This is a genomic window from Arthrobacter sp. Cr_A7, from assembly GCF_029222765.1.
Lineage (GTDB): Bacteria > Actinomycetota > Actinomycetes > Actinomycetales > Micrococcaceae > Arthrobacter.
Genome location: NZ_JARHXQ010000041.1, coordinates 1 through 18937, shown reverse-complemented (window position 1 = coordinate 18937; position 18937 = coordinate 1). Strand labels below are relative to the sequence as shown.

At 66.9% G+C, this 18937-nt stretch carries 18 protein-coding genes and 1 pseudogene; 8 read left to right on the top strand and 11 right to left on the bottom strand.

The annotated features are described in order from the left end of the window. The first annotated feature begins 45 nt into the window (after positions 1–45). The 4 genes from P2Q66_RS02655 to P2Q66_RS02640 all read left to right on the top strand — a co-directional run bounded on the left by P2Q66_RS02655 (position 46) and on the right by P2Q66_RS02640 (position 3532). The gene (locus tag P2Q66_RS02655) at positions 46–756 is read left to right on the top strand and encodes a 3'-5' exonuclease (RefSeq protein ID WP_079597290.1); all 711 of its coding nucleotides are present in this window, start codon (positions 46–48) and stop codon (positions 754–756) included. A 325-nt stretch (positions 757–1081) separates the two neighbouring features. Next, the gene (locus tag P2Q66_RS02650) at positions 1082–2017 is read left to right on the top strand and encodes an ABC transporter substrate-binding protein (RefSeq protein ID WP_050054486.1); all 936 of its coding nucleotides are present in this window, start codon (positions 1082–1084) and stop codon (positions 2015–2017) included. Positions 2018–2033: 16 nt separating this feature from the next. Next, positions 2034–2798 (top strand): amino acid ABC transporter permease, encoded by a 765-nt coding sequence (locus tag P2Q66_RS02645; protein WP_050054485.1) that lies wholly within the window; start codon positions 2034–2036, stop codon positions 2796–2798. Beyond that, on the top strand, positions 2795–3532 hold the full coding sequence (locus tag P2Q66_RS02640; RefSeq protein ID WP_275725349.1) for an amino acid ABC transporter ATP-binding protein: 738 nt from the start codon (positions 2795–2797) through the stop codon (positions 3530–3532). The genes P2Q66_RS02645 and P2Q66_RS02640 overlap by 4 nt, the downstream gene beginning before the upstream one ends. A 146-nt stretch (positions 3533–3678) precedes the next feature. On the opposite strand, the gene hemL is transcribed toward P2Q66_RS02640, so the two are convergent. The 10 genes and pseudogenes from hemL to hemE all read right to left on the bottom strand — a co-directional run bounded on the left by hemL (position 3679) and on the right by hemE (position 14760). Further along, positions 3679–5010, bottom strand: coding sequence for a glutamate-1-semialdehyde 2,1-aminomutase (gene hemL, locus P2Q66_RS02635; protein WP_079597293.1), 1332 nt, complete (start codon positions 5008–5010; stop codon positions 3679–3681). Between the two features lie 29 nt (positions 5011–5039). After that, a pseudogene (locus tag P2Q66_RS02630) lies at positions 5040–6149 on the bottom strand (LLM class flavin-dependent oxidoreductase). Further along, on the bottom strand, positions 6146–7129 hold the full coding sequence (gene hemB, locus P2Q66_RS02625; protein ID WP_275725346.1) for a porphobilinogen synthase: 984 nt from the start codon (positions 7127–7129) through the stop codon (positions 6146–6148). Before hemB ends, P2Q66_RS02630 begins: the two are co-directional and overlap by 4 nt. A 10-nt stretch (positions 7130–7139) precedes the next feature. Beyond that, the gene (locus P2Q66_RS02620) at positions 7140–8018 is read right to left on the bottom strand and encodes a uroporphyrinogen-III synthase (RefSeq protein ID WP_275725344.1); all 879 of its coding nucleotides are present in this window, start codon (positions 8016–8018) and stop codon (positions 7140–7142) included. 7 nt (positions 8019–8025) lie between these two features. Next, a complete protein-coding gene (gene hemC, locus P2Q66_RS02615; RefSeq protein ID WP_079597296.1) occupies positions 8026–9024 on the bottom strand; it encodes a hydroxymethylbilane synthase in 999 nt (332 codons plus the stop codon). Continuing rightward, positions 9021–10283, bottom strand: coding sequence for a ferrochelatase (locus P2Q66_RS02610; RefSeq protein ID WP_275725342.1), 1263 nt, complete (start codon positions 10281–10283; stop codon positions 9021–9023). Before P2Q66_RS02610 ends, hemC begins: the two co-directional genes overlap by 4 nt. Continuing rightward, on the bottom strand, positions 10280–10981 hold the full coding sequence (hemQ, locus tag P2Q66_RS02605; RefSeq protein ID WP_079597298.1) for a hydrogen peroxide-dependent heme synthase: 702 nt from the start codon (positions 10979–10981) through the stop codon (positions 10280–10282). The genes P2Q66_RS02610 and hemQ overlap by 4 nt, the downstream gene beginning before the upstream one ends. Before the next feature lie 113 nt (positions 10982–11094). Continuing rightward, positions 11095–12093 (bottom strand): hypothetical protein, encoded by a 999-nt coding sequence (locus P2Q66_RS02600; protein WP_275725340.1) that lies wholly within the window; start codon positions 12091–12093, stop codon positions 11095–11097. Between the two features lie 111 nt (positions 12094–12204). After that, positions 12205–13662, bottom strand: a complete 1458-nt coding sequence (hemG, locus tag P2Q66_RS02595) for a protoporphyrinogen oxidase (protein ID WP_275725338.1) — start codon at positions 13660–13662, stop codon at positions 12205–12207. A 3-nt stretch (positions 13663–13665) separates the two neighbouring features. After that, a complete protein-coding gene (gene hemE, locus P2Q66_RS02590) occupies positions 13666–14760 on the bottom strand; it encodes a uroporphyrinogen decarboxylase (protein ID WP_275725336.1) in 1095 nt (364 codons plus the stop codon). A 158-nt stretch (positions 14761–14918) separates the two neighbouring features. Between hemE and P2Q66_RS02585 the strand changes: the two genes are divergently transcribed. Then, positions 14919–16235, top strand: coding sequence for a glutamyl-tRNA reductase (locus P2Q66_RS02585; protein WP_079597301.1), 1317 nt, complete (start codon positions 14919–14921; stop codon positions 16233–16235). Positions 16236–16360: 125 nt separating this feature from the next. On the opposite strand, the gene moeB is transcribed toward P2Q66_RS02585, so the two are convergent. Next, positions 16361–17560, bottom strand: a complete 1200-nt coding sequence (moeB, locus tag P2Q66_RS02580) for a molybdopterin-synthase adenylyltransferase MoeB (RefSeq protein WP_275725334.1) — start codon at positions 17558–17560, stop codon at positions 16361–16363. 84 nt (positions 17561–17644) lie between these two features. Here moeB and P2Q66_RS02575 point away from each other — a divergent pair, with 84 nt between their 5' ends. The 3 genes from P2Q66_RS02575 to P2Q66_RS02565 are packed head-to-tail and all read left to right on the top strand — an operon-like array spanning position 17645 to position 18925. Beyond that, positions 17645–18310, top strand: coding sequence for a TetR/AcrR family transcriptional regulator (locus tag P2Q66_RS02575; RefSeq protein WP_079597303.1), 666 nt, complete (start codon positions 17645–17647; stop codon positions 18308–18310). Between the two features lie 50 nt (positions 18311–18360). Further along, positions 18361–18585 carry a DUF3107 domain-containing protein gene (locus tag P2Q66_RS02570; RefSeq protein WP_079597304.1) on the top strand — a complete coding sequence of 75 codons (225 nt, stop codon included), beginning with the start codon at positions 18361–18363 and terminating at the stop codon, positions 18583–18585. A gap of 37 nt (positions 18586–18622) precedes the next feature. Continuing rightward, positions 18623–18925 carry a hypothetical protein gene (locus P2Q66_RS02565; RefSeq protein ID WP_115525120.1) on the top strand — a complete coding sequence of 101 codons (303 nt, stop codon included), beginning with the start codon at positions 18623–18625 and terminating at the stop codon, positions 18923–18925. Positions 18926–18937: the final 12 nt, after the last annotated feature.

Below are 18937 nucleotides of genomic sequence, written 5' to 3'. Positions count from 1 at the left end.
GTGGCGCTCCCGGGAATTGTCGGAGGTGCCCGTTAGCGTTGAAACATGAGCACCTGGAACACCCTCCCCCGAGCAGCTTTCGACCTCGAAACCACCGGACGCAATTCGCGTGCCGCGCGGATTGTCACGGCCTCGGTGACTGTTGTGGACCACAAGGGAGACGTCATCGACGAGCATGAGTGGCTGGCGGACCCGGGCGTCGAGATACCCACCGAGGCCAGCGACGTGCACGGGATCACCACCGAACAGGCCCGGCGGGACGGGCGGCCTGCCCACGAGGTCACCAGGGAACTGGCAGCTGTCCTGCAGGATCTTTTCGACGCCGGCGTCCCGGTCATCGCCTTCAACGCCAGCTACGACTTCACGGTGCTGGCCGCGGAGTCCGCCCGGTATGGCGTGCCCCAGCTCACCCGGTTCCCCGTCCTGGACCCGTACATCATGAACAAGCAGGTTGACCGCTACCGCAAGGGCAAGCGGACCCTGACGGCGCTGTGCGAGGAGTACGGGGTAGTCCTGGACAACGCGCACACCTCGGCGGCTGATGCCCTGGCCACGCTGAAGGTCCTGGACGCCATGGCGGGCAAGTTTCCCAAGCTGATGATGCCCGCCAGCCAGCTTCACCAACTGCAGGTGGATTGGGCCGTCAGCCAGGCAGCAGACTTCCAGGGCTACCTCCGCAAGACCAAGCCGGCCGCTGTGATCGAAGGTGACTGGCCGGTCCTTCCTCCCCAGGACGCCAGCATCGGCGGCTTCTAGGCGAACCACCGCTCATGGTGCGAGGCAAGTCACATGTCCCGCGCCGCCCCGCCGGTACACGCTCGTGACGTCGGCTATTCGCTCCCTGCGCCTGAATCCGGTGGTCTGGACGCCGCCAATGTGCCACAGCGGAATATTCTTCGGCCTTGGCGGCGAACAGCTCTTCCTTATTCAGCCCGCCGCACTGAAGCGTGGAAGTGAGAGAATAAAGTTTTGCGGTCACCCCTGCCCTGGACGTGCTTGACCAGCACCGGGCAGGTGCCAGGCGCCACCAGCGCAGCCTTGCGGCCCGGTTGACTTATGACTCAATGAAAGTGACAACCTGATGAAAATCAAAGCGATGAAGTGGCTCACTACCGCGCCCGTTGCACTCGCCCTCGCTGTTTCCCTGGCAGCCTGCGGCTCAGGATCCTCGCAGCCCAGCGGTACCCCGACTGACGCCCTCGCCGGCAGCGACCAGCAGACGCTGGACAAGTACACCACTGACGATGTCACCCCGATCGACCAGATCGACAAGACCAAGCTCGGCCTCAACACCGAAGGCAAGCTCGAGGTGGGCACCCTCTCGGATGCACCCCCGAACATCTTCATTGATCCCTCCGGCAAGTTCACGGGCTACGACAACGAACTGCTGCGCGCTATTGCAGGCAAGCTCGGCCTCGAGGTCGAATTCGTTGCCACCGATTTCTCGGCCCTGCTCTCCCAGGTTTCCACCCGGCAGTTTGACGTCGGATCCTCCTCCATCTCCACCACCGAAGCCCGCCGCCAGAATGTCGGCTTCACCAACGGCTACGACTTCGGCTTCATGGCCGTTGTGGCCAAGACCGACGGCGACGTCAAGAGTTTTGACGACCTGACGGAGGATCTGCGCATCGGCGTTGTCCAGGGCACGGTCCAGGACGACTACGTCACCAACACGCTGAACATGGAACCGATCCGCTTCCCGGATTACGCCACCGTGTACGCCAACGTCCGCAACGGCCAGGTGGATGCCTGGGTGGCACCTTCCCAGCAGGCTGAGGGCCAGGTCAAGGAAGGCGACGGCACCGCCATCGTCGAGTCCAAGATCAATACCGAGAACTTCACTGCCTATGCTGTGGCCAAGGACAACCAGCCCCTGATTGATGCGCTGAACTCCGGCCTTGACGCAGTTGTTGAAGACGGGACCTGGTCCAAGCTGACCAAGGAGTGGTACCCGGACCGCGAAATGCCGACTGACTGGAAGCCGGGCAGCAAGGCCGCCACGGTTCCCCAGAGCTGATTGAGCCGGGACGTTTATGGATCTCCTGGACCAGCTTGCTGACACCTTCTTCAACTGGGAGGAAATGGCGAAAGTCATTCCCGCCCTGCTCATGGTGGGTCTGCCCAACACCCTGATTCTGGCTGTGGCCTCCGGCGTTCTCGGTTCCCTGCTGGGGCTGCTGCTGGCCATGATGGGGATCTCCCGCAATGCGGGAGCACGGTGGGTGGCACGTATCTACACCGATATCTTCCGCGGCCTCCCGGCCATCCTCGTGATCCTGGTCATCGGCATCGGACTGAGCCCGATCGCCCGTGAGATCACGGGTTCGCGGAACCCTTATCCGCTGGGCATCCTGGCCCTGACCCTGATCGCAGCCGCCTACATCGGCGAGATCTTCCGGTCCGGCATCCAGAGTGTTGAAAAGGGACAGTTGGAGGCCTCCAGGGCGCTCGGATTCAGCTACGGCAGCTCCATGCGGCTGGTGGTGGTGCCGCAGGGCATCCGCCGGGTCCTTCCGGCCCTGGTGAATCAGTTCATCTCGCTGCTGAAGGATTCCTCGCTGGTGTTCATGCTGGGCCTGGCCGCCTCCGACCGGGAAATCTTCCGGATCGGAAATGACGCCATGGCCAACACGGGAAACCTTTCACCGCTGGTTGCGGCCGGTGTGCTGTACCTGATCCTGACCGTCCCGCTCACCCACTTCGTGAACTTCATCGACCACCGGCTGCGTACCGGCAAGCCGGAGAAGAAGGAACCGGATGAGCTGGCAGCACCTATCGGCAAGGGGGCACAGGCATGACGGAGTTCGCTTCCGGAACCCTGACCGGCAAGAACCTGCACCTCTCATTCGGCCACAACCATGTTCTCCGCGGCATTGACCTGCACGTGGAGAAGGGCACCACGGCATCGGTGATCGGCCCCTCCGGGTCAGGTAAATCCACGCTGCTGCGGGTCATGAACCGGCTGATCGAGCCGGACCAGGGCGATATCCTGCTGGATGGCCGTTCGGTCCTGAAGGACAACCCGGACGAGCTCCGGCAGCGGATCGGCATGGTGTTCCAGCAGTTCAACCTGTTCCCGCACAAGACCGTGGTGGAGAACGTTTCGCTGGCGCTCCGCAAGCTCCGGAAGCTGCCCGCGGACCAGGCGCGCGCCGAAGCCCTTGAGCAGCTGGACCTGGTGGGCCTGAAGCACAAGGCTGACGCCCGCCCGGCCAACCTCTCCGGCGGCCAGCAGCAGCGCGTCGCGATTGCCCGCGCGCTGGCCATGAAGCCGGAAGTCATGTTCTTCGACGAGGCCACCTCGGCCCTGGACCCTGAGCTGGTGAAGGGTGTCCTGGCGCTGATGACGGACCTTGCGAAGGGCGGCATGACCATGGTGGTGGTGACCCACGAGATGGGCTTCTCCCGCAACGTGTCGGACATCGTGACGTTCATGGATGCAGGTGTTGTGGTGGAGTCCGGGCCTCCGGAACAGCTCTTCACCGCGCCCCTCACGGACCGGCTCAAGGGCTTCCTCTCGGACGTCCTGTAACGCCTGCAGCACCAAAAGAAAATCCCCGGTTGCGCCGCAACCGGGGATTTTTTTGTTTGCGCCGAGATGGCACTTAACGGCAGTTCCACGCGCCGGGATTGCCGTGAAGTGCCATCTCGCGGGGAGTTAAGGGGCCGGCGGCGGGACTAGCCCTGGGCGGCCGCCGCGGCCTTTGCTGCTGCCGGAAGGGCGTCGTAGATCCGGTTCATGGCGGCGTCGTCGTGCGCTGCCGAGAGGAACCAGGCTTCGAAGACCGACGGCGGCAGGTAGACGCCCGATTCCAGCATCGAGTGGAAGAACGGTGCGTAGCGGAAGGTCTCCTGGGCCTGGGCGTCGGCGTAATTGTGGACGCCGTGGGCCGACGTTCCGAAGGCCACGGAGAACAGGTTCCCGGCGAACTGGATGGAGTGGTCCACCCCTGCTGCGTCAAGGGCGGTGGACACGGCTGAGGAGAGCTCCAGGGAGCGGACGTCGATGAACGAGTACACGTCACGGGTGGCGTGGGTCAGGGTGGCCACGCCCGCCGCCATCGCCACAGGGTTACCTGACAGGGTGCCGGCCTGATAGACCGGACCGGTGGGCGCCAGGTGGTCCATGACGTCGGCACGCCCGCCGAGGGCCGCCGTCGGCATTCCGCCGCCGATGACCTTGCCGAAGGTGAGCAGGTCCGGGGTCCAGGGTTCGGCGGCGTCCGGCGCTCCGCCGGTGAGGCCCCAATATCCGGAGTAGCCGGTGCGGAAGCCGGTCAGGACCTCGTCCACGATGAGCAGCGCGCCGTGCTCGCGGGTGATGCGCGACAGCCCCAGGTTGAAGCCTTCCTCAGGAGTGACCACGCCCATGTTGGCCGGGGCGGCCTCGGTGATGACGGCCGCGATGTTCTGCCCGTGGGTGGCAAAGGCTTCCTTGACCGCCGCGAGGTCGTTGTACGGCAGCACCAGGGTCTCGGCCGTGGTGGCTTCGGTGACACCGGCCGAGCCGGGAAGCGCGAGCGTTGCCACGCCCGAGCCCGCCGATGCCAAAAGGCTGTCAAGGTGGCCGTGGTAGCAGCCGGCGAATTTGACGATCAGGTTGCGGCCGGTGACGCCGCGGGCCAGGCGGACGGCGGTCATGGTGGCTTCGGTGCCGGTGGACACCATGCGGAGACGTTCGACGGCGGGCACGCGTTCCTGGACAATGGCGGCCAGGTTGGCCTCATCCGGGGTGGATGCGCCGAAGGACAGCCCGCGGTCCACGGCGGCGTGGACGGCGTCCAGCACGGCCGGGTGCGCGTGGCCCAGCAGGGCGGGCCCCCAGGAGCACACCAGGTCCACGTATTCCTTGCCGTCGGCGTCCGTCAGGTACGGCCCTTTGGCGGCGACCATGAAGCGCGGGGTCCCGCCCACGGATCCGAAGGCGCGGACCGGCGAGTTGACGCCGCCCGGCATCAGCTGGCGGGCGCGGTCGAAGAGTGCCTCGTTGCGAGGATTGCTGGAAGTCATGGTTCCTATTCTCTCAGTTAGCCGGCGCGTCACTTGCCGAGCAGTTCAGCCACCCTGGGCGCCACTGCCGTGCCCAGGAGTTCGATGGACCGCATCATCGCCCCGTGCGGCAACGGCCCGCTGCTGTACTTCAGGTCGAAGCGGTCCACCCCAAGGTTCTGCTTCAGCAGGACGATTTTCCGGGCCACAGTCTCCGGTTACCCGACATAAAGGGCACCCTCGGGAGCGCACATCGCGTCGAACTCGGACCGTCCGGCGGGACCCCAGCCACGTTCGGCTCCGATCCTGTTCCGCAGCGTCAGCCAGTGCGGAAAGAATTCCTCCCTGGCCTCTTCGTCGGTGGGGGCAACGTGCCCCGGCGAATGCGTGGCCATCTGCTGCATCGGGTGCCCGTACTTGGACATGGCTTCGCGGTAGAGGTCAGCCAGCGGCCCGAAGGCCCGCGGCTGGCCGCCGATGATGGCGAAGATGATCGGATAGCCGTACTGCGCGCAGCGAAGCACCGATTCGGGTGTTCCACCAACCCCGATCCAGGTGGGCAGCAGATGGTGTTCCAGGGGCGGGTAGACGCTGAGGCCGTGCAGGGCCGGCCGGGTGCGGCCTTCCCAGTGCACAGGCTTCTGCGACCGCACCTTGCTGAACAGTTCCAGCTTCTCCTCGAACAGGAGTTCGTAGTCGGCCAGGTCCAATCCAAAGAGCGGGAAGGATTCAACGAAGGACCCGCGGCCCAGCATCACCTCGGCCCGGCCATTCGAGATGGCGTCCACCGTGGAGAACCGCTGGAACACGCGGATGGGATCATCCGAGCTGAGGACCGTGACCGCTGAGCCGAGCCGGATCTGCTGCGTGCGGGCGGCTGCCGCCGCCAGGAAGACTTCCGGGGCGGACACCGCGAAGTCCTTGCGGTGGTGCTCCCCCACGCCAAATGCGTGGAGTCCGACGGCGTCTGCCAGCTCTGCCTGTTCCAGCAGCTGCCGCAGGACTTGCGCATGCGGCAACGGGCTGCCGTCGGGCTTCTCGCCGACGTCGCCGAACGTATTGAGGCCGAGCAGGATCCGGGCATCGCCCACGGGCGCGGTCGGGTTCTGCCCACCGGGTCCGGGCGAAGTGGTGAACCCGGAGGAAACGGCCTCGCTCACCGGGATTCCTTGAGCCAGCCGGCCAGTTCGGCCGCCCAGTACGTCAGCACCATGTGGGCACCGGCCCGGCGAATTCCCAGCACGGACTCGGTGATGGCCGCCCGCCGGTCGATCCAACCGTTGGCCGCGGCCGCTTCGATCATCGCGTACTCGCCGGAGATCTGGTAGGCAGCCACCGGCACGGGGCTCATGGCGGCGACGTCGGCCATGATGTCCAGGTAGCTCATGGCCGGCTTCACCATCACGATGTCGGCGCCCTCCGCCAGATCGAGCTCCACCTCACGCAGGGCCTCGGTGCGGTTGCCGGCGTCCATCTGGTACGTCCGGCGGTCACCCTTCAGCTGCGAATCCACCGCCTCACGGAACGGTCCGTAGAAAGCGGACGCGTACTTCGCAGCATAGGCAATGACTGAGGTGTTGGTGTGGCCGGCTTCGTCAAGGGCGGCACGGATCGCGGCGATCTGTCCGTCCATCATTCCGGAAGGGCCCAGCATGTGCGCTCCGGCATCCGCCTGCGCCACGGCCATCCGGGCGTAGATTTCCACGGTCCGGTCGTTGTCCACGTACCCGTCGTCGTCGAGCACGCCGCAGTGGCCATGGTCCGTGAACTCGTCCAGGCACACGTCGCTCATGATCACCAGATCATCACCAACCTCGGCCCGGACGTCCCGGATGGCCTTGTTCAGCACACCCTCCGGGTCCAGGGAGGCCGAGCCCTCAGCATCGCGGGTTTCGGGGATGCCGAAGAGCATGATCCCGCCGAGTCCCAGCTCAACAGCCTCGGCGGCGGCACGCTTGAGGGTGTCTGTGGTGTGCTGGACAACGCCCGGCATGGACGTGATGGGATTGGGTTCGGTCAGCCCCTCCCTGATGAAGGCCGGAAGGATGAGCTCGGCCGGCGCCAGGCGTGTTTCAGCGGTCAGCCGGCGCATGGCAGGCGTGGTGCGGAGGCGGCGGGGGCGTTGGCTGGGAAAAGTCATGTCCTGTCCTTCACGTTGTTTCAGGTTGGTGCCCAAGGGCGGCTTCGACGGCGGCAACAAGGCCTTCCGGCGTGGGCTCAGCCGCCACCGCGGCCACCGGCAGGCCAAGCGCGGCCGCCTGCTCCGCCGTCGAACGCCCAATCACCACCAGGCGGCAGCGGTGCAGCGGTGTGAGGTCAGCGATGCGCCGCACCGCGCTGGGCGAGGCTGCGACGACCGCATGGATGCTTCCGTCCGCTATCCCGGCAGCGGCTGCGGCCGGTGACAGCAGCGAGTACGACGGCGGCGCCTGGCCCGGTCCCCCGTCTTCCACCGGGACGGCGAGCCTGCGCTCCGCTGACGCCGGGTATTCGACGGTCCGGTAGGCGGTGACCACCGTAACGTTGCTGCCCGCCGCGAGCAGTCCCTCGGCCAGCCGGGGTGCAGCGATGTCGGCCTGCGGCAGCAGGACCCTGCCTCCGCCCGGCCACACCTCGAGCAACCCGGCGGCGGACTGCTCGCCCGAAGGCGTCAGGTGGACAACCAACCCGTTCGCTTCCAGCAGCCCGCGCGTCGCCGGACCGATGGCAGCGATACGGGTGCCGGCAGGGATCCACTGGTTGAGCACCACGCCGCGATCCTTTGCCTTGTCCAGGAGGACATGGACCGTGGTGGCACTCGTGACCACCAGCCAGTCGAAGGCGCCGGCGCCCAGGGCATCGCAGGCTACGTCAAGGGAATGCTGGTCTGCCGCCCGTTCGAAGTCGATGAGCGGCAGGAGGACGGCGCTGGCTCCGGCCTCTTCCAGTGCAGCCACGAGCGAGAGCGAGCGTTCGGGGCTGCGCGTGACCAGGACCCGGGCTCCGCTGAGCGGTTGGTCCGGACCGGATGCACGGGAAGGCGATCCCATGGCCAGGTCAGGAAGCCTGCAGGTCTGCGATGTCGGCGGCCCCGCCGGCAAGGAGGACTTCGGCCAGTTCGATGCCCAGCAGGGTGGCCCCCACTTCGGTCAGCCCGTCAGTTGCGCGCTTGTCCCGGACCGAAGCTGTGCCGTCCACGGCACACACCACGGCTTCCAGGTGAAGCATGCTGCCCTTGCGGTAGGCGTAGGCGCCCACCGGAGCCGCGCACCCGGCCTCAAGCCGGGCCAGCAGGGCCCGCTCCGCGGTGACGGCGAGCCGGGTGTCCGGGTCATCGAGTGCAGCCAGCGCCTGGGCCAGCACTCGCCGGGATCCTTCGGTTGAACCGGGCCTCGGAGGTGCATCGGCGGTGCGGCATTCGATCGCCAGGGAACCCTGTCCGGCGGCGGGGAGCATAACGTCCGTCTCGAGGTATTCGCTGACCGCGTCCAGCCTGTTGATGCGCTCCAGGCCGGCTGCCGCCAGCACAACGGCGTCAAGGTCGCAGGACTTGCCAGGAACAACCTGGTCCGTGGTGTTGCCGGGGAGCCCGGGGACCCTGCCGAGGCGGGTGTCCACGTTGCCGCGGATGTCCAGGATTTCCAGGTCGGGCCGGGCCGCGCGGAGCTGGGCGGCGCGGCGGGGCGAACCCGTCCCCACCGTGGCACCGGCGGGGAGATCGGCGAGCTTCAGCCCGTCCCGTGCGCAAAGGACGTCACGGACATCCACACGCCGCGGCGTCGCTGCAAGGCTCAGGCCCACTGCCGCCCCGGTGGGCAGGTCCTTCAGCGAATGGACGGCGACGTCACACTCGTTCCGGAGCAGCGCATCGCGCAGGGCGGCCACGAAAACGCCGGTGCCGCCCATTTGCGACAGCGATCCGGTGAGGACGTCGCCATCGGTCCTGATGTGGACGAGCTCCACGGGAAAGCCTCCGACGGCGGCAAGCTGGTCCGCGGTCTGCTGCGTCTGGGTCAGGGCCAGCTTGCTGGCCCTCGTTCCGATCCGGACGGTCACTGCTGTGCTGCTCCCTGGGTTGCGTCCCGGCCGGCCGGTGCCGCGGGATAGGGGTCATGGCCGGTGCCCACCGTCGTGTCCGCCCCGGCGATGGTGGGCTTTTCGCCCCGGAAGTTTGCGCAGCACCCGGGCCGGCAGACGTCGTACCAGGGGCCCAGGTCCGTCACGGCAGGGCGGTCGCTGATGTTGTTTGCCGCCGTGCGTTCGGAGATCAGGTCCACCAGGCCGTTGACGAACTTGCGGTGCGTTCCGGGGGTTGGGACGCGGGTGGCGGCCAGGCCCAGGTTGGCGCAGGTTTCCAGGGCCTCGGTATCCAGGTCCCAGACAACTTCCATGTGGTCGCTGACGAAGCCCAGGGGCACGATGACGATGCCCTTGATGCCCTGGCCGGCCAGCTCCTCAATTGCATCGTTGATGTCAGGCTCAAGCCACGGCACGTGCGGGGCGCCGGAGCGGGACTGATACACCAGTGACCAGGGTGCGGTCAGGCCGGATTCTTCCTGGACCCGGCCGATGACGGCCGCGGCAGTGGCGAGGTGCTGGGCCACATAGGCTGAGCCTTCCTCGAATTCGCGCGGTTCGCCCTCGGACCTGCCCGCTGCGTCGGCGTCCCGGGTGGGGATGGAGTGGGTGGCGAAGAGGATCTGGATGGGCGCGTCCGGGGTTCCGGCTTCTGCCAGCTTGGCACGGACGTCGGCGAGGCCGGCGGCGGTACCTTCCACGAACGGCTCCACGAAGCCGGGGTGGTCGAAGTACTGGCGGACCTTGTCCACCTCAAGGCGTCCGTCCAGGCCGGTTTCGGTCAGGGCCATGCCGATGTCCTCGCGGTACTGGCGGCAGCTGGAGTAACAGGAGTAGGCACTGGTGGTGATCATCAGCACCCGGCGGTGGCCGGCGTCGTACGCGTCCTGCAGGGTCTGCGGGATGTAGGGCGCCCAGTTGCGGTTGCCCCACAGCACCGGAAGTTCGATGCCGCGGGCGGCCAGTTCGGCTTCGAGTGCCGCCTTGAGCTCGCGGTTCTGCTGGTTGATGGGGCTGATGCCGCCGTTCGCCCGGTAATGGTGCGAGACTTCCTCGAGCCGCTCGTCCGGGATCCCGCGGCCGCGGGTGACGTTGCGGAGGAACGGGATGACGTCCTCCTGCCCTTCGGGGCCGCCGAACGAGGCGAGGAGGACGGCGTCGTAATCCTTGGGGGCCATCCGGCCGGCCTCGGTGACAGGGTTAACGGCGGTGGTTCCCTGCGGATCAAGGGGACTCATGCGAGGACCTCGGCTACCTCTTCGGCGGAGATCCGGCGTCCGGTGTAGAACGGGATTTCCTCGCGGACGTGGTTGCGTGCTTCCGTGGCGCGCAGGTGGCGCATCAGGTCCACCAGGTCCACAAGCTCGGGAGCTTCCAGGCCGAGGATCCACTCCCAGTCGCCCAGGGCGAAGGAGGAGACCGTGTTGGAGATGACCTGCGGGAAGTCGCGGCCCAGCAGGCCGTGGTCGCGAAGCATCTTTCCGCGCTCGGCCTCGGGAAGGATGTACCACTCGTAGGAGCGGACGAACGGGTAGACGCACAGCCATTCAGCCGGTGCCACCCCACGGGAGTATGCGGGCGTGTGGTTCTTCGCGAACTCAGCCTCGCGGTGGACACCCATGGCAGACCAGACGATCTCGGTTCCGGTGAAAAGGGTGCTGCGGCGGATGTCGCGGATGGCCTGCTGCAGGGCTTCCGGCTTGGGGCCGTGGAGCCACACCATAATGTCGGCATCGGCGCGCATGGCCGAGACGTCGTAGCTGCCGCGGTGGGTCACGCCCGCTTCGGCAAGCCGTTCCAGCAGGGCCTCGAAGTCAGCGGCGGCATTGGCGCTGCGGACCACTGCCTCGGACCGCTTGAAGACCGTCCAAAGAGTGAAGAACTGCTCGGCTGATTCTTCGGTTTTAGTGACAGATTCGGCAGAAGTGTGGCTCATGGTTACAAGTTTGCCCTGTAGTACGCGTCAAGTCGAAACCAACGAGTTCTACAGCTCGTAGAAGTGCGCAAGGTCACAACCGTGCACGCAGGCCGGCACCGACCGGTGCCGGCCTAGGGGTTGCGCAGGCGGAAAAGGACCAGCCCGGCGGCACCAGCCACGCCAACCAGCCCTGAGCCCAGCCAGACCATGGCGCTGCGCGGTTCCGGCTGTGCAGCAAGCCGGGCATTGCTGCGCGGCGTGCTGCCCGGCGTGCCCGTGGAGTACGGCGTCCATCCGGCGGCCTGCGGCGCGGCGTAGGGCGAGGAATACAAGGGCGATGCGGCGGCCTGGCGGTCCGTTGCAGCCGTCCCGGCAAAGGGTTCTTGTCCTGCCGTAGCGTCGGTTCCGGTTTGGTCCTCCGCCGCCGCCGCAGGTTTGCCCGGCTCTGATGCAGGGGATGCAGGGGAGGCCGGGTTTGCCGCCGGTGCGCCTGCGGGGGCCGCGGAGGTTTCCGGGCTGTCGGAAACCCCTGCATCCGGAGCCGGCGCTGAAGCAGGCGCCGGAGCGGCGGCGGAGGCGGCCGGCGCAGTTCGCGACGGCGCCGGAGCCGATGTTGCAGAGGGGGTGGTGGGAGTCTTGCCCGCACCCGGCGCGCTGGCCGTTGGCGCGCCAGACGGCTCCGTGCTGGGGGTGGGTGCGGCGGTTGCTGAGGGACTCAGGGTGGCCGTTACCGCCGGGAGAAGCGCCGGCGGCACTGGAATCGCGGAGGCACTTGCGGATGGGCTGGGGCTGGGAGCCTTGCCGGGATCGGCCTGCTTTCCCTTTCCGTTTCCGTTGCCGCCGGATTCCTTGCCCTTGGCATCTTTCCCGTCGCGGTTCTGGCCGGGGGCATCCTGCCGGGCGGCCTCGGACTGGCCCTGCAGGGAGGCTTCCAGGGGGAGGATCTTGTTCTGCTGCGTGACGGGTGCGGCCGGGTCACCAGGGTCGGGCGTCACCTCCGCTGCCTGGGACGCAGAAACGCCGGTGGCTAGAACCAGTACCGCTCCGATTGCCGCAGCTGCTGAGCCGCGCCGGATTCCCCCATGGATACCGGTCCGGGACATTGAAAGCTCGGACCTGTTGTCAACCATAGTCACCGACCCTAACCAGATCGGCGGGGGAACTTAAAACCGGCAAAAGGGCAAACCGCCGCCTGGGAGAGGCAGGTTTTGAGCTCGTGGCGCGCTGACCAGCGACGACGTTCAGCCGACCAAGTTCCGAACTTGTGTCCGAGTGTCGGACACCACGGCGGCCAGCCCGTTGCCCGCCACCCAGCCGCCCACCAGGGCCAGGCCGCCGGCCGCGGTGCACGCTTCACGGATCGCCGTGACCCGTGCGCGGTGGCCGACGGCGGCAAACGGCAGGGACCCACGCCAGCGGACAACGTCCCAATCAACCAGGCTTTCCCTGGTAATGCCGACGCCCAGCAGCGCCGCCGCATCGCGCAGGGAGGCGGCCAGGAGGCTGTCATCGGTCTCCGGCCCGGCGGATGGTTCCCCTGCCCCGTCCGCCCTGCCATAGGAGAGACGCAGGACATGTCTTCCGGGGCCAGCTGCATCTGCCAGCCACTGCCATTTGCCGGTGGCATGGGTCAGCGCCTTTGCTTCGATCCCGGGGGTCTGCGGTGCCACCAGCACACCCGTGCCGCGGGGGCGGCTGTCCAGGCCGGGGTTGTCCAGCACCAGGGTGACAAGCTTTATGTCCGGTCCTGATGCCGGCTTCTTGCCTGCAATCGCGGGGACCGGCCCTTCCAGCAGGTCGACGGCGGTGGGGCCGTCCACCGCCACCACCAGCACGCCGGCGTCGAACGTTCCGCCGACGGACTGGACGCGCCATCCCTCTGGTGAGCGGGCGACCGAAACGGCCGGCGTGTCGGCCAAGAGCGTGACACCCCGCCCGCGGAGATCCTTAACCAGCGCATCCACCAGGGTATGCATGCCGCCTGCCAGGCCGGCGACGGCGGACCCGGCTTTGGCGGGTTGGCCGGAGGTGGAGGCGCCCGGCACTCCTGCCGCCTTGTGCCCGCCGCGCCGCTGGGCGGCTACGGCCGCGGCGAGGGAGCCGTGCTGCCGGAGCCTGGCGCGGAGCCCGGGAGCCACCATGTCGACGTCGAGCAGTGCAGGATCGGCAGAATGGACACCGCCCACCACCGGGGCTACGAGCCGTTCCAGCACCCGGGCGCCCATCCTGGCCTTGACGAGGGCGGCGACGCTGACTACGTCACGCCCGCTTCCTACCGAAGCGGGCAGGAACCGGTCCAGGGAAGCACGCAGGGAACCCGGGAGGCCAAGGGTCCGGCGGACCTCCGGGTCCCAGGGGTTGGCCGGGATGCCGAGTATCCCGGTCTTGGGAAGTTCACGGGGGCCTTCGGGGAGCTGCACCCATGCCCCGCCGGGCCTTGGAGCCACAATGTTGTCCGCCAGGCCCAGTTCAGCGGCAAGTCCGGAGACGGCATTGGACCGCGTGGCAAAGGACTCGGCACCGCTGTCCAGGGTCAGGCCGGCCACCACATGGCTGCCCACGCAGCCGCCCCACCCGCTGCCGGCCTCCAGGAGGGTGACCCGGTACCCGGCGGCAGCCAGCTCCCGCGCGGAGAGCAGCCCGGAGATGCCGCCGCCCAGCACCAGCGCAGTTCCGGGGTCCAGCGGCGCACTGCCCACCGGTTACTCCGGGGAGATGGAGTGGATGAGTTCAACCACCCGGGTCAGGACTGCCGGGTCCGTCTCGGGCGGCACGCCGTGGCCAAGGTTGAGGACGTGCCCGGGGGCAGCGGAGCCGGCGGCGATGACCTCGCGGACGTGCGCTTCAAGGACGTTCCAGGGCGCCGACAGCAGGGCAGGATCGATGTTTCCCTGCAACGGAACGCTGCCGCCCAGCCGGCGGTTCGCTTCATCCAGCGGCAGCCGGTAGTCCACGCCCACCACGTCGACCCCCACGTCGCGCATGGCAACGAGGAGCTCGGAAGTTCCCGTGCCGAAGTGGATGAGCGGCGCGCCGAGGTGCCGCACATGGTCCAGGGCGCGGGACGACGCCGGGGCAACAAACCGGGTGTAATCGGCCAGTCCCAGCGAACCTGCCCAGGAGTCGAACAGCTGCGCGGCGGAGGCGCCGGCTTCCAGCTGAGCCTGGAGGAACATGCCGGAGGCGTCGGCGGCCCAGTTGGCCAGGGCGTTCCAGGTTTCCGGGTCGGCGTGCATCATGGTGCGCGGCCCGAGGTGGTCGCGGGAAGGCTTGCCTTCAACCATGTAGGCCGCAAGCGTGAAGGGTGCGCCGGCGAACCCGATCAGCGGCGTCTTGCCCAGTTCGGCCACCGTCAGCCGGACCGCTTCCCGGATGGGTTCCAGAGCTTCCCATGTCAGCTGGGGCAGCGCCGCGACGTCCGCGGCCGTACGGACGGGCTTGTCGAGGACAGGGCCCACGCCCGGGACGATGTCCACGCCCACGCCGGCAAGCTTGAGTGGAATGACGATGTCCGAGAAGAAGATCCCCGCATCGACGTCGTGGCGGCGGACCGGCTGCAGCGTGATCTCGGATGCCAGTTCAGGCCGGAGGCAGGAGTCCAGCATGGCGATGCCCTCGCGCACCTTGAGGTATTCGGGCAGTGAACGACCTGCCTGCCGCATGAACCAGACGGGACGGCGGGACGGCTTGCCGCCGCGGTAGGCCGTTATCAGCGGGGAGTCCGCGGTGCGGCCGTCCAGCAGTGGATGGTCAGCGGCAAGTACGCCGGCAGCGGAGACGGCAGGGCTAGGAGTCATGCCATCGATTGTGCCGAAAATCAGCGCCAAAAGATAACGACAGACTGTCTCCCGTTGGGGCCCCGCGGCCGCCGTGGCGGGAATCACAAGCCCCTCCGGCCCTTGACGGGGCAGGTAGTTGTTCTACCGAGGAACGAAAAAGCTATGATTGATCCGTTGTGGTTCTTTTTTCATTGGTGGCTACACACGCCGACATCGATCTTGAGACCGTTGCCCAGTTGAGCAACGGTTCCTCTGGTATTGCCACATCCGCTCTCTCCGGATCACCGGCAGTGAAGGGTGCGGTTGTCCTTGCCACCTGCAACCGCTACGAAATCTACGGCGAAGCGCCGCACCCGGACGACGTCGAGGCCGCCCGCGCGGCCCTTGTAGCCCAGATCAGCGATGTCAGCGGACTCAGCGAATCGCTCGTCTCCCGTTCCTTCAGCACCCGCACCGGCCCTGAAGTAAGCCAGCACCTCTTCGCCGTCAGCGCCGGACTGGACTCCGCCGTCGTCGGTGAACGGGAAATCGCGGGCCAGGTCAGGCGGGCACTGATCACCGCCCAGCACGAAGGCACCGCCAGCTCCGGACTGGTGCGGCTGTTCCAGGCCGCCTCCAAGACCGCCAAGGACGTCGGCGCCCAAACTGCGCTAGGTTCGCGCGGCCTGTCCATCGTGTCGGTGGCATTGGACCTGGCAACAGACCTTTCCGAGAACCAGGACTGGACCACCAAAAAAGTGGTGGTGTTCGGGACCGGTGCCTACGCCGGCGCAACCATGGCGCTGCTGCGCGAACGGGGCTGCACGGACATCTCGGTCTTTTCGTCCTCCGGCCGTGCCGAGGGATTCGTCGCCACCCGTGGCGGTACCGCCCTCGACGCCGAAACACTGTATCCCGCGGTTGCTGCCGCGGACGTCATGATCGGGTGCAGCGGTTCCGATACCCGGGTGGAGGCCGATGAACTGGCCCAGGTGCGCGCCAATTCCCCGCAGCCGCTGATCGCCATTGACCTGGCACTGACACATGATTTCGATCCCGCCGTGGGTGAGCTCGACGGCGTCGAACTCCTCACCCTGGAATCGGTGCGCCTCGCCGCGCCACAGGAGCAGGCCGAATCGCTGACGCAGGCAAGTGGCATCGTCAACGGCGCCGCGAAGGCCTTTGAGCAGGAACGTGAGGCCCGCTCCGTGGATTCGGCCATTGTTGCCCTCCGTCGGCACACTATGAACGTGCTGGACGCAGAAATGGAAAAAGTCCGGGCCCGGCACGGCTGCACCGCCGCTGCCGAGGAAGTGGAATTCGCGCTTCGCCGCATGGTCAAGCAGCTGCTCCACGTGCCCACGGTCCGCGCCCGCGAGCTGGCGGCCAACGGCCAGCAGGACGAATACGTGGCGGCCCTGGAAGCCCTCTACGGCATCACCGTGGAGCAGCCCGCTAGCCCCACAGCCCAGGCGGAATGCCCGGTGGACCACCGGGGCCTCGAAAGCGCCTGACCCTCACCGACGCTCTCTCACTTAACGTTGCTTAAACGACGACGCTCTCTCACTTCCTTTTAGAAAGTGAGAGAGCGTCGCAATTTCAAGGGCAATAAGTGAGAGAGCGTCGCTGAGGCGGTTTGTCAGTAGACGGGCTTCTGGGGTTCCACGTCACGCACCCAGGCGAGAATGCCGCCGTCGAGATGGCTGATCCGCTCGTACCCCGCCTTCCGGGCCGCCGCCAGGACATTCGCCGAGCGGGCCCCGGACTTGCAGTGGAAGACAATGTCCTTGTCCTGTGGGATCTCCGCCCAGGCGTCGCCGGCCAGGATCCTGCCCTGCGGGATGAGGACGGCCCCGTCGATCCGCACGATGTCGTATTCGCCCGGCTCACGGACGTCCACGAGCTCAAAGTCCTTGAGCCCCGCTTTCCGCGATGCAAGCATGGTGGCCAGCTGCGTGGCAGTGACGGTATGTTCCGTGTCCGACTGGGCTGCCGGCGTGATGCCGCAGAACGCCTCGTAATCCGTGAGTTCAGTGATGGGCTCCGCTGCGGGGTCCTTGGACACCCGGATTTCCCGCCAGCTGCCGCCCAGGGCGTCGAAGAGCGCCACACGGCCCAGCAGGGAACGTCCGACGCCGGTGATCAGCTTGACTGCCTCCGTCACCATCAGAGATCCCACGGCTGCGCACAGCATGCCAAAGACGCCGCCCTCGCCGCAGGAGGGCACAGAGCCCGCCGGCGGGGCCTCAGGGTAGAGGTCGCGGTAAGTGGGCCCGTGCTTCTCCCAGAAGACGCTGACCTGGCCGTCGAACCGGAAGATCGAACCCCACACGTAGGGCTTGCCGAGGATGGCGGCTGCGTCGTTCACCAGGTAGCGGGTGGCAAAGTTGTCCGCCCCGTCAAGGATCAGGTCGTACCCGGCGAACAGCTCCAGGGCGTTGGCGGCGTCCAGGCGCACGTCGTGGAGCCGGACATCCACCAACGGGTTCAGCGCCGCAATCGCATCCCGGGCCGACTCGATCTTCGGCCTGCCGACGTCGGCCACGCCGTGGATGACCTGGCGCTGCAGGTTGCTGAGGTCCACCGTGTCGTCATCGATGATTCCGATTGTTCCAACGCCCGCTGCGGCGAGGTACAGCAGGGCCGGCGATCCGAGCCCGCCGGCGCCGATCACCAGGACCCTGGCGTTCTTGAGCCGCCGCTGCCCCAGGGTACCGATCTCGGGAATAATGAGGTGCCGCGAGTAGCGTTCCACCTCGGCAGGGGTGAGCTCACCTGCCGGTTCCACCAACGGATCCAGCGAAACAGTTGAAATATTTGCGGTGAAAGTCGAAGCCATACTTCAATGTAGGCCCCGGGATACCGCCCGGTCATATTACCCCGCAGTAAAGTGGAGGTAACTGCAATGGAAAGAAGGACAACCGTGGTCCCTGAAGCACGGGCTGAACGCCCGCCCGCCGCCGAACCGCAAACCTCCCCGCGTCCAGCAGGCCAGCGCTCCGCCCGGCTTCCCCGCGATGAGCGGCGCGCCCAGCTCCTTTCCGCCGCGCAGGAAGTCTTCGTAGCCAATGGCTACCACGGCGCCGCGATGGACGAGATCGCCGAAACGGCCCATGTCAGCAAACCGGTCCTGTACCAGCACTTTCCCTCCAAACGCGAGCTTTACCTTGCACTGCTGGAAAGCCACCTTGCGTCCCTGACCGAGCTGATGCTGGGCGCATTGGACTCCACCACGGACAACAAGGAGCGCGTGAAGGCCGTCATGCGCGCCTACTTCCGCTTTATTGCCAACGATGACCAGGCCCACCGGCTCGTGTTCGAGTCGGACCTCATCAACGATCCGGATGTCAGTTCACGCCTGGAGACCTTCAACCGGACCTTCGCGGACGCCATTGCCCGCGTCATTGCCGGCGACACCAAACTCCCCCACCTCGAGGCGGAGCTTTTGGGGCGCGGACTCGCCGGGATGGCGCAGGTCAGTGCCCGCTACTGGCTTGAAACCGACGGTAATCTTGACCTCGATGTGGCCAGTGACCTCATCTACCGTTTAGCTTGGCGCGGAATCTCTCGCTTCCCCAAAGAGTCCTAGACTACAAATAAGACATCACCAACGAACTTTGACTGGCTGGGAGGCCCCCTGTGGAAATTAAGATCGGCGTTCAGAATGTTGGCCGCGAGATTGTGCTCGAATCGGCACAGGACGCAGACACGGTGGCCAAGGTTGTGGGCGAAGCCATCAACGCCGGCAGCGAGCTGCGCCTGACGGATGACAAGGGACGCCTGATCATTGTTCCCGGAAATGCCCTGGCTTACGTGGAGATCGGCGCCGAAGAGGTCCGCCGCGTAGGGTTCGGCCAGTTCTAGCCCAGCCCCGCGCTGCCGCGAATCCCGAGGAGATCCGTTGCTTTCCCTGACCATCGTTGTGCTCGCCACCGTCGCCGCCGGCTTTATTGTCTGGGCGAATGACAGGCGGCATGCCAAGTACGGCGCCGGCCTTCCCGCCGGCGTAGCCGTGGGTGTAGGGGCCCTCACCTGGATCATCCTCATGGCCGCCGGCTTCGGCTACCGGCCGGGGCTGACCTGGCTTCCGTGGGTCCTGCCCATCGTGCTGGGCGCTGCGGCCGCCGTCGCGGCTGTTCTTTACCTGGGCCGCAGCCGCGCCCGGCAGGACACCCACCGGCTTACCGCGATCCTTCGGCGCTGAGCGTCGGTTTCT

Bases quoted from the DNA above. Each gene is read 5' to 3' on its own strand.
- P2Q66_RS02645 (WP_050054485.1), top strand. From the start codon at position 2,034: ATGGATCTCCTGGACCAGCTTGCTGACACCTTCTTCAACTGGGAGGAA.
- hemB (WP_275725346.1), bottom strand. From the start codon at position 7,129: ATGACTTTTCCCAGCCAACGCCCCCGCCGCCTCCGCACCACGCCTGCC.
- P2Q66_RS02650 (WP_050054486.1), top strand. From the start codon at position 1,082: ATGAAAATCAAAGCGATGAAGTGGCTCACTACCGCGCCCGTTGCACTC.
- hemE (WP_275725336.1), bottom strand. From the start codon at position 14,760: ATGACTCCTAGCCCTGCCGTCTCCGCTGCCGGCGTACTTGCCGCTGAC.
- hemQ (WP_079597298.1), bottom strand. From the start codon at position 10,981: ATGAGCCACACTTCTGCCGAATCTGTCACTAAAACCGAAGAATCAGCC.
- P2Q66_RS02620 (WP_275725344.1), bottom strand. From the start codon at position 8,018: ATGGGATCGCCTTCCCGTGCATCCGGTCCGGACCAACCGCTCAGCGGA.
- P2Q66_RS02640 (WP_275725349.1), top strand. From the start codon at position 2,795: ATGACGGAGTTCGCTTCCGGAACCCTGACCGGCAAGAACCTGCACCTC.
- P2Q66_RS02655 (WP_079597290.1), top strand. From the start codon at position 46: ATGAGCACCTGGAACACCCTCCCCCGAGCAGCTTTCGACCTCGAAACC.
- P2Q66_RS02600 (WP_275725340.1), bottom strand. From the start codon at position 12,093: ATGGTTGACAACAGGTCCGAGCTTTCAATGTCCCGGACCGGTATCCAT.
- hemL (WP_079597293.1), bottom strand. From the start codon at position 5,010: ATGACTTCCAGCAATCCTCGCAACGAGGCACTCTTCGACCGCGCCCGC.
- P2Q66_RS02610 (WP_275725342.1), bottom strand. From the start codon at position 10,283: ATGAGTCCCCTTGATCCGCAGGGAACCACCGCCGTTAACCCTGTCACC.
- moeB (WP_275725334.1), bottom strand. From the start codon at position 17,560: ATGGCTTCGACTTTCACCGCAAATATTTCAACTGTTTCGCTGGATCCG.